This is a genomic window from Entomomonas asaccharolytica (genome assembly GCF_016653615.1).
In the GTDB taxonomy this organism is placed as follows: Bacteria; Pseudomonadota; Gammaproteobacteria; order Pseudomonadales; family Pseudomonadaceae; genus Entomomonas; species Entomomonas asaccharolytica.
The window spans coordinates 63,755-79,330 of the sequence record NZ_CP067393.1 but is presented as its reverse complement, the minus strand read 5'-3'; the positions used below and the strand labels follow the sequence as shown (position 1 = coordinate 79,330).

Here is a 15,576-nt window from a genome sequence, read left to right as displayed (position 1 = left end):
CAACTAAAGCCTTTTCAGTAAAAATTAATAACTCGATAACTTAATTTCTATTTTACTACAAATGAAATAACCAAAAGTGTAGACTATTAATTGTTATATGCGTATTATTATGCCCCTCTGCTATACGCACTCGTAGCTCAGTTGGATAGAGTACTGCCCTCCGAAGGCAGGGGTCGTGGGTTCAACTCCCGCCGAGTGCGCCATTAAATGTAAGCTCATTAGCAGCTATAATACAATTTCTCCAGCTATTGAAAACAATAACTCCTTCTATCACTTAATATTATCGTGCGATCAGAGCAAACACGCCCCATCCTAGGTATTCACGTGTATAGATGACATGGCGTTTTGGTGCGATAGTCAGTTGGGCGCGAACTTCTTTAGCAAAGTCATCGTTAGGATTTTCCTCAAGCCATCGGCGCATAGTTAGCCACTTGGCTGCTTCGTATCTGTCCCAGCCCTCTTGGTCAGCTAGCACCATTTCCACAACGTCATAACCTAGCTCGTCAAAAAAGCTGACAAGTTCAGGAAGCATAAGAAAATCAGAAATAGAATTGGCAAAGCATTCTTTAGCGATATCTTCTGTTGGCGGTAATTGACGCCAGTAGGGCTCACCAATCAGGATGATTCCACCCTTATGAAGGCTTTTTGTTAGAAGTTCAATAGTGCCAGCGATACCCCCACCAATCCACGTTGCGCCAATACAGGCTGCTACATCGCACTTCTCTTTGGCTACATAGCCAGCAGCATCACCATGAATAAACTGTACTTGATTGTCAACGCTAAGTTCTACTGCTCGGAGCTTCGCCTGCTTACTGAATAACTGGCTCATATCAACCCCAATACCAGTGATTCCATAATCACGCGCCCAAGTGCATAACATTTCACCTGAACCACTACCAAGATCAAGCACTCGAGCTCCATGTTTGAGGCGTAATACAGCACCCAATGTAGCAAGTTTTTCTGAGGTAAATGGGTTATGGATACGATGAGCACTTTCAGTAATGTTGAAGATACGTGGAATGTCCAATGTAGAACTCCTTTCACTAAGTGGTGTAGTAATTGGAGTATATCATTAAGCGCTTTAGCAGATAAGGATTCTAAATAACAATACTTTCTTTCAAACCGTTACATTATAGAATTATCTGTATGAATTTTATTGTATTTACTAAGCATTTTTCAGCATTATTTAAAAAATGCTTTATATCATTGCTACTGATCTAACTTTTTTTATTTTTTATAGTATTTATGCAAAATCTCGGTTAACCAATCAAATACTTTCAACACATGCGCAGAAGTAATGGTACGCTGTGGCCGATAGAGGTACATTTGCCACTGTTTTCGCGGGATATCAGGAAATAGCTCAACTAACTTACCCGTTGCAAGGTATTTATTACATATATAGTCTGCAACAAGTGAACAAGTCATTCCTGCTAATGCTGCAGAAAGTTCACTGTATTGATCATCAGTGGCAAACTGAAGCTGTTTTGGAAATAAGTGCAGTTCGTCATTAATTGGCCAACCCCATGAACGACCTGTATTAATATTGATTAAATTGCTTACAGGATAACGTTTTTGTAAATCATCTAAATCTTTTGGTTGACCAAGCTTAGCCAATAATTTTGGTGAAACCACGAATTTATCCTGCATGGTGCTAATTTTTCGTATAATCATCAGTGGATCTGGTTCAAATCCAATACGCAGGCCAATATCAATCTGATTTTCTACCCAATGAAGTTTAGCTGAATCTACACGCCAATCTATTCGTAACTCTGGATAATCTGCACACTTTTCTACCAAGTCAGTTATGATAGCCTCATTTTCAGGTAGCCTTATTGCAGTAATTCGAACCACACCACTTATATCACTTTGCTTTTTTTTAGCCGTTGCAAATAATTTTTCACCGTCTAATAAATATTGTTGTGCTTGTGGTAAAAAACGCTCACCAAATTCAGTTAGCTGCATATTGCGCGTATTACGTACAAACAATAATGTACCTAATTCTTCTTCTAGTTCGGCAATCATGCGTGTAACCACTTGTGGCGATACTGACATTCGTACTGCTGTTTCTCGAAATTGCAATGTTTCAGCAGCAATACAAAAATATTTCAACGCATCTAATCGGTTCAACATAATTATTCTCGATTTGCGAATTATCAATTCCGAATTTATTCATTGTATCAGAGTAATCCTTGATCAATAATAAATTCATTAAATTAAGCTATGCAAACAAGTAACAAAATAATCGCATATTTTATCAATGAGCTAACAGCTAGGAGTCACTATGAAACCTTTCTTCTCCCACAGAAAATTTCTGCAAATTGCTGTTGCTGTAGGGATTTCACTTATTATCAGTACATCTGCTGCAATCGCTAATCCTCAAGTTATTGGAAATACAGGAATAAACAGTATGCAACTTACTCAAGAATGGGATAAAACTTTCCCTAAAAGTAATAAGATTGATCATCAAAAAGTTACTTTTAAAAACCGTTATGGCATTACGTTAGTGGGTGATCTCTATACACCACAGAACATGGCTAATAAAAAACTGGCTGCCATCATTTTAAGTGGCCCTTTTGGTGCAGTAAAAGAACAAACTGCTGGCTTACACGCACAGACCTTAGCAGAGAGGGGCTTTGTTACTTTAGCCTTTGATCCTTCGTTCACTGGCGAAAGTGGTGGTGAAGTTCGTAATGTGGCATCACCTGATATTTATACAGAAGATTTTAGTGCAGCAGTAGATTTTATTGGTTTACAACCTTTTGTTGACCGTGATCGTATTGGTGTGTTGGCTATATGTGGCTTAACAGGCATGGCTATTACTGCTGCTTCAAGTGATTCTCGTATCAAAGCAGTAGCAACTACAGCTATGTATGATATGTCTCGTAGTATGAGTAAAGGTTATCAAGATTCCTATACACCAGAACAACGGCAGAAAGTAGTAGATTATTTAAGCCAACAACGTTGGATTGATGCTGAACAAGGTACATTTGCTGTAGGGCTACATGAAATACCCTTTGATGAAAAAGGCAATATCATTAAAGGTGATCATGTCTTACCTGAGGCATTACCAAAAGATCCTAATCCAATTTTGGCAAGATTTTATGACTATTACAAAACACCTCGAGGCTTTCATCCAAGAGCAATTAACTCAACAACTGCTTGGACAGCGACTACCCCTATGTCATTCTTTAGTTTCCCACTAATGGAAAATATCAAATGGATTGCACCACGTCCTGTTCTGCTAGTAACTGGCGATAAAGCGCATTCACGCTACTATTCAGAAGATGTATATAAGGCTGCTGCTGAACCAAAAGAACTGGTTGTTATCGCTGATGCAGACCATGTGGATTTGTACGATAACTTGGATAAAATTCCATTTGATAAGTTTGAACAGTTTTTTAAAGATAATTTGAAATGATAAGTTTGCGATAATTAATACCCTTCTAAAAATACCTGTCTGAAATGTTTCAGCAGGTATTTTTATAGATAAAATTCTAATGGAAAACTCGAAGCATTTAATACACCTTTTATACCCTAGATAGTCCATGCTATATCACTCGCTAAAACTAATGGTAGTGGGCGTAACTTAAACCGTTTTCCATCATAGATTAAATAACTAGTAAGGTTTTTGATGACAAACTCAACTCATCAGGCAAATAATCGCCTGTTAGTACCGATTTTAACCCTTGGTGTATTTGGTATTTTGAATACTGAAATGGGAGTGGTTGGCATTATTCCAATTATCGCCCAAAAATTTAATATTAGTGTGCCTGAAGCAGGCTGGATGATTAGTTTATTTGCTTTAGTAATAGCTTTCACTGCACCAATTGTTCCATTACTGTTTTCTAAAATAAACCGCAAAACTGCAATGGTGTTGTCCCTATCAGTATTTGTGGTAAGTAATATTATTTCTATTTTTGCTGAAAACTATAGTGTCCAGTTAGTATTTCGCGCTATTCCCGCTTTTTTTCATCCTGTATATATTACCATTGCCTTTACAACCGCAGCAGCTTCAGTCAGTAAGCAGGAAGCGCCCAAAGCAATAGCAAAAGTATTTGTTGGTGTTTCAGCTGGTATGGTACTTGGCGTACCCATAACTAGCTTTATTGCTGATGAATGGGGCTTTAGTATGGCTATGGTATTTTTCACGGTAGTAAATGTTATAGTGTTAGCTGCTACAATATTGTTTATACCATCAATGCCAACAACTAGTAGGCTAACTTATGGTAAACAGTTAGCTGTGTTGAAGAAATCTATTTTATGGTTGTCTGTAATCGCGGCTATTTTGATGAATGCTGTGATGTTTGGTTTTTATAGTTATCTTTCTGATTATCTACATTCAGTGACCATATTGTCCTTTAAAATTATTAGTTTATTACTATTTTTATATGGGCTGGCTAATATTATTGGTAATATTCTAGCAGGTAGACTACTAGCAAAAATACCTTCTCCAACATTAATTAGCATGCCTATATTACTCTTAGCATTATATATTTTGTTATTTATAATGGGTGAATCCGCTTTCATTGTTACTGCTATTTTGTTACCACTGGGCATATTTGTTGGTATTGCCAACAATGGTAATCAATATATGGTCAGCACTGCCGCCCCCGAAGCACCAGAGTTTGCTAATGGCTTATTTTTAACCGCTGCTAATCTTGGTACCACATTAGGAACCTTTGTTTGTGGATTATTTATCTCTGATTGGGGTACACAATATTCTATACTGGGTGCATTGCTATTTGCTGCATTGGGTATTGTTGGTATTATCTTAAGAACTTTGGCATATAAAGTAACCCACTGAATATCACCAATAAATAGATAATATTTAAACCACCAATTAAATTAATAGCTACCAATAGTTATATACATGGTATGGATCACTATATAATGCATAATCATTATTAACTTTACTTATCTCATCTCCAGTCTTAGAAATTACTTAATGATTGAAGTTATTTTATGTAATACTTAGTTAGTTAAATTAAATCTAAAGTAAAGGGTGAGTAATACATGAAAAAGCTTTTTCTTATATTTATAACATCATTGTTCATTACAAATACTGCAATAGCTGATGATTGCGAAGTAAAGGTAAATTTACAAGAATATACACCTTTGGCTTCTGCTAACTTTCCTTTAGTCACCCTTACAGGTTTAGAAATGAAAGTTGAACAACCCATCAGTTTTGGGGTTAGTGACTCTCCTCTAATATTTTTTAATAATGGCAAAGTAATTGGTTTTAATTACCGAGAAACTGTGACTGGTAGTAAGTTAAAACCTGATATGTTCTATCTTAAATTATTCGGATTATTACCGCTAGGTGATGATATGAATGCTATTCAAAAAGTGAGAAAAGAAGAAGGGCTTTGTAATGGACAAATTACAGCAATTAAAATTGCTAATAAAAGCTTTATGGCTTTTATGCGTCCCTTAAATAACGATTATATTAATGTCTATTTAGTGCCTGTAGAACGCAAAGGTTTTATTCATTTTATAAAATTTAAAGGATTTCCTGAAAAGGTCGTTGGCGAAATTGTTACAACGATTAAATAACTATTTTATTTTTCTTATATTGACATAAATACAATATAAAGCCTTGTATCATAGTGAATATAAGGCTTTTTTTATAGTGTATTTGATAACCTTGAACTAATATTTATAAACATTAGTAGAGTTAGCTTGACCGCCATAAAGCTATAATTATATATTTAACTCATTAAAGTATGTAATTTTAATCATACTATCACTTCTAATAATCCAACAATGAGCATGATGCCAATAAGGGATTTTGAGCTACGGATTTTTATAGTATTTTTTTGGAGATTTTAACTTGCACAAATCTAGTTTTGTTGTGCTTGGTTGTGCATTTGAGTCTGAAATGCACTATTTGCCATTTGTGAACAACCCTGTTAGAGCTGGTTTTCCCTCCCCTGCTGACGATTATCTTGAAACTAAGCTCGATCTTACGGAGCTTCTTATTCAGCACCCTAACGCTACTTATTATATTAGAGCTGTCGGCGACTCTATGATTAATGATGGAATATTTAACGGGGATTTGTTGATTGTTGATCGTTCACTTGATCCTAAAATTGGTGATATTTTAATTGTGGCCATTGATGGTGAGTTAACCTGTAAACGTTTAGCTTATATGCCTAACTCGCCTTGTTTAGTATCTGGTAATCCTGACTATCCTACTATCCCTTTAAAGGATAAAGAAGTTCATATATGGGGTGTAGTAATCCATACTATTCACTCTTTAAGGGGTAGAAGCCAGTGATTGGCCTTATTGATTGCAATAACTTCTATGCTTCTTGTGAACGTGTATTTAATCCTAGTCTTGTAGGTAAACCCATAGGCATTCTCTCCAACAATGATGGCTGTATCATAGCGCGTTCTAATGAGATCAAGCCACTTGTGCCTATGGGGATGCCTGCTTTTAAGATTCCTAATGGAATACAGAAGCAAATAACCTTACTTAGTTCTAATTATGAACTATATGGTGATATGAGTTACAGAGTATTTAATACAATAAGAGAACATACAGCCGATTTAGAGATTTACTCTATTGACGAAGCATTTGTACATCTGGAGGGTTTCGGTAATCCTGTAGAGCACTGTAAACGATTAAGACATATCATTAAACGGAATACGGGCATTCCTGTTAGTATTGGCCTTTCCTCTACTCGCACACTAGCCAAGATAGCTAATCATGTAGCTAAAAAGAATCCTGATTATGAAGGCGTTTGTTGGTTACATCCAACAGAACCAAAACTAGAAACATTATTAAAAAACTTACCTGTTAGTAAGATATGGGGCGTTGGCTATCGAATAGCCAACAAACTTCAGGCAATGGGCATAACAACAGCTTGGCAACTAAAGGAAGCTGATCCTAAATATATTAGAAAACAATTTTCAGTTATTCTTGAACGGACTGTACTAGAATTACAGGGTATACCCTGCATAGTGCTTGATGATCTTGATACAACTAAAAAGAACATTATGACTTCTCGTAGTTTTGGACGCTTAACAGGCAGTCTATATGACTTACATGAAGCTATCAGAGTCCATTCAAGCAAAGGAGCAGAAAAACTAAGAAAACAAAACTCGGTTGCAAGAGCTGTTCTTATATTTCTTAAAACCAATAGATTTAGGGATGATTTACCTCAATATAATCCCTCTATTGTTGTACCACTTCCCTATCCTACTAATGACACGCGAGAGATAATTAAAGCTGCTCAACAAGGATTAAAGACTATTTATAAAAAAGGCTATATGTTTATGAAGGCAGGTGTCATGATGCTTGATCTTACAGATAAAGACATTCAGCAATTTGATATTTTTTCAGCATCACAAGATAGTGAACAGAAAGAAAAAAGCAATAAATTAAATAGCACTGTTGATATGATTAATAAAAAAATGGGTAGAGATACTATTAGAATAGGTGGAATAAGACATAATGCTGCTTGGATTATTAAAAGAGATTTACTAAGTAAACGTTATACAACACGATGGGATGAAATACCTATTGTTAAATAAACCTATCAAGGAATGAGCTTACTCTATTTTCATATTTTATATAATAAATCAGATTATCGGCATATACTTAGTATACAGCGTAAGACTTTATCTTTTTTTGTTTTGCCAAGACCTTATATCATTCATTAATCAATTACAAATAATAAAGAAAAAGCCCACTACTGTGGGCTTATACAATAATTTACTATCTAAAATAACTAGTTAAATTCAATAATGTTCTCAAACAGGTTAGCTGTGAACTCTTCTATAGACCCTTCAAAATAAATACCTGGCAAATCTGAACCATCTACCAATTTTATAAAAAAGAATGGATCTTGCCATCTAATAAAGGCTATTGTTTCTGGATTAACTAAATAGATAGGATCTTCAATTTTAATAAATTTCATATATGTTCTCACTTATAAATTTTCTAAAGTAGAGTTGATATGCTATTTTTAAACTGAAATATATTATTTCTGCCTCAGCAATAACTTATTCAAATTGTAAAAATACATTCTAAATAATCGTAACTGAATAGAATTAGTATGAATTAATTATGTTTATACAACTTATGTAGGTGGTCAATATAGTCATTCAGCTAATTAACATAAATAGTTAATTACCCTACTATTAGTAGTGTCTTTATTTAGTTTGTCTTTAACGATTAAAAACTTTTTTTCTATTCACTCTAAGTTGCTAAATAAAGACGATATAACTATATATCCTTGCATGGGTTAACTCTGTTAAAGCCTTTAATAAACTGTTATAACATTCCAACAGTAAATTTTAGGCTTCTTTTTCTTGCCTATCGTAGGGTGAAAAATTACACTTTCAAAAGTGTACATCAAACAAACACTTCCTCGTTTAAAAATAATTTTTTACTTAAATTTCCAATAAAACAATATTATGTATCTATCCTTAGTTATTACTTAAATGTTAATAAATAAGCTCAGGATACAATGATTTCATCGTACCCTGTCCGTTTGCAAGAATGCACCATATGGCCCATGGTGAAAAAAAAGCTGTAATACTTTTCAGCAATTTATTGCATAGGATTGATAAAATAGAAATAAGGTTATTATAGCTATAACCACTAGCAACAACTTTTTCTATTAAATTGTATTAATTAACGAAAGCACCCAATACAATATTAGGAATATATTTAGCTATTCTATTAACTCACAATCAAGACTAACTGGTATTTTTAATAATCTAGTTACTGGACATATATCTTTTGCTAAAGTAGCTAAACTAATAAATTTTTCTTTTGAAATATTTGGTATTTTAGCTACTACAGATATATCCGAACCTATTACATCATGTGTTTCATCATCTATTGTTACTTCAACACAAGTTTTTAAATTCTGCACATCATAATTTTCTTTTTCAAAAACTATTTTAAACATGGAAGAATAACAGTCTGAATGTGCTGCTGCTATAAGTTCTTCTGGGCTAGTTTGATTAGGAGTGTTTTCTTGATAGCGCGCACTATACGAATGTGTCGCTTCATTTAGAACTTGGCTATCCGTAGTTATTACACTTACACCCTCATCCAAAGAGCCAACCCACTCGGTTCTTGCTAAACGCTTCATTTTGAAACCTCTTCTTAACTTCTAAATATAAGAAAATTATCATGTTTATGAACAAAACCCTATACTATAAATCTACATATTTTATTAGTCAAACTACAAAAATCAATTTAGTATTTTAACTGCTCTAAATTGAAGAGGTATAAATTATTTAATAGGGTTAAAATGGCAGTTAACAAAACTCTTAAAACAAAAAAGCCTAGTTAAATTAATTAACTAGGCTTTATATATGGTGCTCGGAGGCGGAGCCATTAATGAGTATTATATTTTCTAAAATAGTCTATATATTATATTAACTATATTGAATTACTTAGTATTTTTATATTATAAGACTGTTATAGAACCATTGACAACTTATTAAAAAGGGGGTACAAAAGGGGGTACAATATTAACACCTTTGTGAGTATAGATAATGGCTATATTAGTTAATCCATTAAGTGATATTAAAATTAATAGTGCAAAACCTAAAGATAAAAACTATAAATTATTTGATGGTGGTGGTCTTTTCTTATTAGTCAAAACAAATGGAACAAAAAGCTGGCGGATGAAATTTAAAAAGCCAAATGGAAAAGAAACTGTAACAGCTTTTGGCAATTATCCCGTCTTATCTTTAAAAGAAGCCAGAGAAAAAAGAGACAAAGTAAAAGAGTTACTAGTAAAAGGGATTGATCCAATAGAACAAAAAAACAAGGATAAAACTATTTTAAATACTGGCAATACATTTGAAGCAACAGCTAGAAGTTGGATAAAACAAACGGAATATGAAAAGAATTGGAAACCTATTAATACTAATAAAGTGACAAGAGGTATTGAGCTTCATTTATTGCCCTCTTTAGGTAATAAATTAATTCATACCATAACTCTTAAAGATTTAATACCTCCAGTACAAAAGCTTATAGATGATGGTTTACTAGATGTTGCTAGTAGAATTAGAAGACAGATAATAGAAATCATGCGACATGCTGTATTTAAAGGATTAATTGAAAATAACCCATCAATAGACCTAGCAGGCTTAAAAATTGCGCCTAAATCTAATCATAGACCTGCATTAAATATAGAACACTTACAAGAACTAGCCGAACGTTTATATAATTATCCTCACTATGTAGTAACAAAATATGCTTTGTTAATTACCTTACATACTTTTGTAAGATCAAGTGAGTTAAGGTTCGCTCGATGGGATGAAATAGACTTTACTAATAAAGTTTGGATTATTCCCGAAACTCGAGAAGCTATCGAAGGAGTTAGATATGCTGATAGAGCGGCTAAAATGATGACCGCCCATATAGTACCTTTATCAGATCAGGTTATACAGCTATTTACAGAGCTAAAAGAAATAACAGGCAACTATGACCTAATATTTACTTACAACGGTATTAAACCAATTTCAGAGAATGCTATAAACGAAGCACTAAGAAAGATAGGTTATAACACCAAAACCGAAATATGCGGGCATGGCTTTAGATCATTAGCCTGTAGTGCATTAATAGAAAGTGGTTTATTCAGTGAAGATGCCGTAGAACGCCAAATGAGCCACCTAGAGCGCAATAATGTTAGAGCCGCCTATATTCATAAAGCGAAGCATTTAGAGGAAAGAATAAATATTATGCAATGGTGGAGTAACTATATTATCTACAATAGAGATCATGGTTATAAAGCACCTTATCAATACAAAAATGAATGATAAATAATTTGTCGGTTATTCTCTTAATGAAATTTTAAGCTATGTTTGTAGACTTTAGAATAATTACATTATTGTCTATAGCTATCTAAACTACTTGAATTATTACTCTAATATATTATTTTTAATAAGTACATTACATAAATATGCCTTTTATCCAAAGAGTTAACCAAGAAAATTATCAAGAATATACAGATAAATTATGGACACTATATCGTTTTACTGACATACCAAACCAATATTTAAATAATCATACTGATCCATTTAAACCTTTTTTTAATTATATTCCTTATTATGGTATTGGTAGAGTTTACGAATACGCCACAATTTTTTTACATAATTTTACTATTGCTGAAATTAAGGAAATAAGGTCTTTTTTATCTAATGCCGTAATAGACTTTGCTCTAAACCAAGTAACTATTGTAAAACAACAATATGAAAGTACTTATAGTATTAGGGATTATGCTAAACTCAGACCTTTATTACTAAGCTATCTAAATGCTAATGATACAAATAAAACATACAGAACAAGTACTGATAAGGAAGTAGATATAGTACATTTATATGCTGTTATGAGTATTAAGTTTATAAAGCAAGCATTAAAAATTTTAGATTATAAAAGTACTGACCCTTTATTTTTTCCCTTTTTTAATAAGAAAAAATCTACAATTAATTATGATATGCTTTCTAAACTTCTAATATTTGCAACTGAAAGCCTTTATATAGGTCAATTAATTTCCTCAAACACTTATCAAAATCAGCTAAAGCAACAGAAGTTAGAAAACCTTGGTATTAGATTATCAAAAATAGAAGAAACTAAAGCAATAGCTATATCTAAAAGTAAAGCTTATTGGGAAAATGATGACCCCTATAAAATTATTAGAATTAACGCAATGACACAGATAGTATTAGCTGATTTAAAATCTTTAGCAGATAGTGGGGATGATATATTTATTCCCTCTAAAGAAACCCTTAAAGAATGGATTAAACCTATAGCACCAGACTATACAAGACAGAATGGTCGACCAAGTGAAAAAGAAAAAGAACAACTAAAAATTTTTGTAAAAGAACGATTTGATGTAAATATATAATTATCCTATTTCCGCTCGAAAAACCCCCTTTTTTCCATTTGAAAACTATACATTTACAGTCAAAAACCACCCTTTTTCCGTAGGGTGGGGCTAATTTTTTTATTTTAATTATTTATTTACTCTATAACTACCTAATAAATTGTTATGGAGTAAATAACATGCAAACAGAAAGTAAAAGACTAATTAGATTACACGAAGTCATGAACCTAACAGGTTTATCAAGAGCGAGTGTATATAACTATATTAAATCAGGTATTTTTCCACCCCCTGCTAAATTTGGTAAATCTTCTTTATGGGAATATACCGAGATACAAGAATGGATTTCCAACCGATTACAAGAACGTGATAACAAATAACTTAAAACCATAATTCTATATCATTAAATAAATTATTTTTTAAATCATTAGCTAGTGTTATTACTGGCTAACAGGGGCTTTTATTGCCTTAAAAAAGTAATTAGCCCCTATAAAAGAGGAATAAATAATAATGAATATCCCTGTTAATTATGCTGATAAGTTACCCATAGATAAAGTATTAGATAAGTTGGATAAGGTAAAAGCGAAAAAACCCACTAAAGACGGTTTAAGCCAATGGCTAGCCCTTTGTCCTAGTCATGCCGACAAAAGCCCATCATTGACGATTACAGAATGTACAGACAATACCGTATTACTTAAGTGTTGGAGTGGTTGCACTGCTAACGAAATAGTAAACGCCATAGGACTTGAATTAAAAGATTTATTTAAATATGAGCCTACTTATAAACAAGGTAATAGTAACCCATCTTATAAAAAGCTACCTAACAAGCAAGCTATAGCTCATGAGCGACTAATTATTCAAGTAGCAGAAGCACAACAAAACAAAGGACAGCTATTAAATAAAGCGGATAAACAACGCTATCAATTAGCTTTACAACGTCTTAAGAGGTTACAGCATGTCAAATAATAACGATCTCTATAGTAACCAATGGCAAGCCCTAGACCCTGAACAGATTATACAACAGGCCATAGCGAGGCTAGCCGATGACGCGGGCGCAGTCTTAACAGATGAAGTTATACAAGCCTTTAAAATACTATACCAAGAAAACCCCGCCAGTTATAACCGCTTTAGGCAAGTAGTAAAAGAAAGTAAAAAGGTTACTATGCAATTGTTCGATAAACTAACCACCCAAAAACCAAACCAAGACCAGGAGCAAAACACAAACGACATATTTCCACTAATCGAAATATGGGATAGTCCTATAAATGGCGAACAACTACTAAATGAAATTAAAGACACCTTACAACAATATGTAATAGCCGATCATGAAACAATTGTCGCTTGTACTTTGTGGGCTAGTTATACATGGTTTATTGATTATGTTAATTATGCTCCTATTGCCAATATAACAGCACCTGAAAAGCGTTGCGGTAAAACTAAACTACTTAGCACCCTAAAAAGACTATCTTATAAAGGCTTTATAACCTCCAATATCTCTAGTGCTTCTTTATTTAGACTCTTAGAACTTTACAAGCCTACTTTATTTATTGATGAAGTTGATACATTTCTATCATTACATGATGATATGCGAGGTATTATAAATTCAGGCTTTACCCGTGAAAGTGCGTTTATTATTCGTTGTGTTGGCGAAGATTTAATACCAACCCCGTTTAATGTATGGGGAGCTAAAGCCCTTTGTGGCATTGGTAAAATAGCCGATACCCTACAGGACAGAAGTATTACTTTAAAACTCAGACGCAAAACACAGGGCGAAACCGTTAAAAACATAGATAAATCAGACCCAGAACTCTGGCGAGTATTACGCGCTAAACTAGCCAGATTTGCACAAGACAACCAACTAAAAATAATTAATATCCAGATTGAGCCATTACCACAACTTAATGACCGCGCTAATGATTGTTGGGAGTCACTAAGACAAATAGCCACCCTAGCGGGCGGGCATTGGCAACAAACTGCCATTAACTCAGCGATACGCATAAATGGCGAACAAGAAGAAAACGACAGCACCCGCACCGAATTACTAAGAGATATACAAACACTCTTTAATACTAAGGGCATAGATAGAATATTCAGTCATGATCTAGTTAATGAGCTAAACTCAGATAATGAGGCTAATTGGTGTACATGGAATAAAGGACGGGGCATAAATGCCCGTAACCTAGCCAAGATACTAAAAGAATTTGATATAGTCTCTAATACAATAAGAATAGGTATAGATGAACGGGCAAGAGGATATACAAAAGATCAATTCAAAGACGCATTTAACCGTTATATTACTAACACCCCGATAGATATCCCTGATAAATGCGTGACAACGGGACAAGCTAAGGGAGACAACGAGAACAGCCAAAATATTAAACGTGACATTAGTCAAATGTCACGGATAGAAAAACCGCTACAAGTCAACAATAACAAAGATTGTCACGTTGTCACGGATAAAATACCCCCTACTACTGGCAGGGATAGTGAAAAAGACCTAACAGACCTACAAAATGATAGTAGTACACATTCTATAAATGAGCTTATGGACGATGATAAGGGGGTAAATTTTGACCTCGATTAACCCTATTCAATATCTAACTAAACAAGGTTTAACTATCAGCATTACTGATAATAAATTAAATGTTAAACCGAGTAATCGAGTGACAAAAGAAATAGCCAACTATATAAAACAGCATAAGGACATTATAAAAAGTGAATTGCTGGCGCATTCTCAACCACTAGAGAAAATATCCCAACTAACTGAACTAAGCCCAATTCAATATAATTGGCTTAATCAGATAGCCCATATTCTACAAGTTACCCCTGAATATCTACTACAACATAAATTAATAGATCAATCCGACTTGGTAGAGCTAATAGACAAGCCACTTGTTATAGTGGCTAGTACTATTAAAGCAGGTTATTATTGGATTAAACAAAAATAATTTATATAAAAAGGTAACAATCAAATGGTTTGTGAATAATTATATAGTTGACCAAAATTTTCCTTTTTTATTCTAAACCCTGAACCATGATCGTGAGCCTTTCCTATTTTAGGACCTGTTTTATATGCACCGAGCCTTATATCATACATAATTTTTCCTTGCTTCATCATATCAATAAAAACATGAAAGTCTTTCATTTGAGAAAATATGGTTGCATTTTTAAAATGAAAAAACTCTTGACCATTTCTTATCTCTGTTTCAGCTTGAACATATGCAAGATTATTAATTTTAGATAAGGCATTTTGAATAGCAGTAAAGGTGTAATATATTGATTTATTAATAATTCCTTCTGGGTTAGTGATAACAATATATAACTGCTCATTTAACTCATCTATTTCTAAAGTAAAACAATAGTTGGATGGTAATCTGTTAGTTTTACCACAAAAAATAGATGTATGAAGAACATTAATATCTGGATGACTTGCATCTGGATAACCGTATTCATCTTTTAATATTTGGTTAGCCTTTGGTGGATTTGTTGGTGATTTCGTACATAATGTCACATAACTACTAGTTAAGTGGCGTTGAGCTTTAATTTCAAAACCATGTAAATCAGGGTCCTTTTTGTTATTTTCAGCTATTTTCAAAGCATCTTCAAAGGTCTTTCCTATTGCTGTACTGCCAAGTCTTGTACAAGGAATGAATCCTAAGTTTCTAACTTTATTAAAATCATTTATAAATGCTTGTAAGTTAGCGTTCTCGATTGTGGTCCACAT

Annotated in this window: 16 protein-coding genes and 1 tRNA gene; 12 read left to right on the top strand and 5 right to left on the bottom strand. The window is 33.5% G+C overall.

Going from position 1 to position 15,576, the window contains the following annotated elements; genetic code table 11:
• The first annotated feature begins 126 nt into the window (after positions 1–126).
• A tRNA-Arg gene (locus JHT90_RS00390) sits at positions 127–203 on the top strand.
• 77 nt (positions 204–280) lie between these two features.
• On the opposite strand, the gene JHT90_RS00385 is transcribed toward JHT90_RS00390, so the two are convergent.
• Together JHT90_RS00385 and JHT90_RS00380 are read right to left on the bottom strand one after the other, a co-directional pair.
• Positions 281–1,027, bottom strand: a complete 747-nt coding sequence (locus JHT90_RS00385; protein WP_201092713.1) for an SAM-dependent methyltransferase — start codon at positions 1,025–1,027, stop codon at positions 281–283.
• A gap of 200 nt (positions 1,028–1,227) precedes the next feature.
• Entirely contained in the window at positions 1,228–2,130 is a 903-nt protein-coding gene (locus tag JHT90_RS00380; protein ID WP_201092711.1) for a LysR family transcriptional regulator, read from the bottom strand.
• 151 nt (positions 2,131–2,281) lie between these two features.
• Between JHT90_RS00380 and JHT90_RS00375 the strand changes: the two genes are divergently transcribed.
• The 5 genes from JHT90_RS00375 to JHT90_RS00355 all read left to right on the top strand — a co-directional run bounded on the left by JHT90_RS00375 (position 2,282) and on the right by JHT90_RS00355 (position 7,536).
• On the top strand, positions 2,282–3,418 hold the full coding sequence (locus JHT90_RS00375; protein ID WP_379971653.1) for an alpha/beta hydrolase: 1,137 nt from the start codon (positions 2,282–2,284) through the stop codon (positions 3,416–3,418).
• 213 nt (positions 3,419–3,631) lie between these two features.
• Complete coding sequence (locus JHT90_RS00370; protein WP_201092709.1) at positions 3,632–4,804, top strand: MFS transporter; 1,173 nt, start codon at positions 3,632–3,634, stop codon at positions 4,802–4,804.
• Between the two features lie 209 nt (positions 4,805–5,013).
• A complete protein-coding gene (locus JHT90_RS00365; RefSeq protein ID WP_201092707.1) occupies positions 5,014–5,553 on the top strand; it encodes a hypothetical protein in 540 nt (179 codons plus the stop codon).
• A 277-nt stretch (positions 5,554–5,830) separates the two neighbouring features.
• Positions 5,831–6,277 (top strand): LexA family protein, encoded by a 447-nt coding sequence (locus JHT90_RS00360; RefSeq protein WP_201092705.1) that lies wholly within the window; start codon positions 5,831–5,833, stop codon positions 6,275–6,277.
• Positions 6,274–7,536 carry a Y-family DNA polymerase gene (locus JHT90_RS00355; RefSeq protein ID WP_201092703.1) on the top strand — a complete coding sequence of 421 codons (1,263 nt, stop codon included), beginning with the start codon at positions 6,274–6,276 and terminating at the stop codon, positions 7,534–7,536. Before JHT90_RS00360 ends, JHT90_RS00355 begins: the two co-directional genes overlap by 4 nt.
• 197 nt (positions 7,537–7,733) lie before the next feature.
• Here the strand turns inward: JHT90_RS00355 and JHT90_RS00350 are convergent, their stop codons facing one another.
• The gene (locus tag JHT90_RS00350; protein WP_201092701.1) at positions 7,734–7,922 is read right to left on the bottom strand and encodes a hypothetical protein; all 189 of its coding nucleotides are present in this window, start codon (positions 7,920–7,922) and stop codon (positions 7,734–7,736) included.
• Positions 7,923–8,681: 759 nt separating this feature from the next.
• Positions 8,682–9,107 (bottom strand): OsmC family peroxiredoxin, encoded by a 426-nt coding sequence (locus tag JHT90_RS00345; protein WP_201092699.1) that lies wholly within the window; start codon positions 9,105–9,107, stop codon positions 8,682–8,684.
• A gap of 409 nt (positions 9,108–9,516) precedes the next feature.
• Between JHT90_RS00345 and JHT90_RS00340 the strand changes: the two genes are divergently transcribed.
• The 6 genes from JHT90_RS00340 (at position 9,517) to JHT90_RS00315 (ending at position 14,800) form a co-directional block, all read left to right on the top strand.
• Positions 9,517–10,788, top strand: a complete 1,272-nt coding sequence (locus JHT90_RS00340; protein ID WP_201092691.1) for a tyrosine-type recombinase/integrase — start codon at positions 9,517–9,519, stop codon at positions 10,786–10,788.
• A gap of 143 nt (positions 10,789–10,931) precedes the next feature.
• On the top strand, positions 10,932–11,876 hold the full coding sequence (locus tag JHT90_RS00335) for a hypothetical protein (protein ID WP_201092682.1): 945 nt from the start codon (positions 10,932–10,934) through the stop codon (positions 11,874–11,876).
• A 158-nt stretch (positions 11,877–12,034) separates the two neighbouring features.
• A complete protein-coding gene (locus JHT90_RS00330; RefSeq protein WP_201092673.1) occupies positions 12,035–12,232 on the top strand; it encodes a helix-turn-helix transcriptional regulator in 198 nt (65 codons plus the stop codon).
• 130 nt (positions 12,233–12,362) lie between these two features.
• The gene (locus JHT90_RS00325; protein WP_201092671.1) at positions 12,363–12,818 is read left to right on the top strand and encodes a virulence-associated protein E; all 456 of its coding nucleotides are present in this window, start codon (positions 12,363–12,365) and stop codon (positions 12,816–12,818) included.
• Positions 12,808–14,436 carry a DUF3631 domain-containing protein gene (locus JHT90_RS00320; RefSeq protein WP_201092670.1) on the top strand — a complete coding sequence of 543 codons (1,629 nt, stop codon included), beginning with the start codon at positions 12,808–12,810 and terminating at the stop codon, positions 14,434–14,436. The genes JHT90_RS00325 and JHT90_RS00320 overlap by 11 nt, the downstream gene beginning before the upstream one ends.
• Positions 14,423–14,800, top strand: a complete 378-nt coding sequence (locus tag JHT90_RS00315) for a hypothetical protein (RefSeq protein WP_201092668.1) — start codon at positions 14,423–14,425, stop codon at positions 14,798–14,800. The genes JHT90_RS00320 and JHT90_RS00315 overlap by 14 nt, the downstream gene beginning before the upstream one ends.
• 20 nt (positions 14,801–14,820) lie before the next feature.
• Here the strand turns inward: JHT90_RS00315 and JHT90_RS00310 are convergent, their stop codons facing one another.
• Complete coding sequence (locus tag JHT90_RS00310; protein WP_201092666.1) at positions 14,821–15,576, bottom strand: MvaI/BcnI family restriction endonuclease; 756 nt, start codon at positions 15,574–15,576, stop codon at positions 14,821–14,823.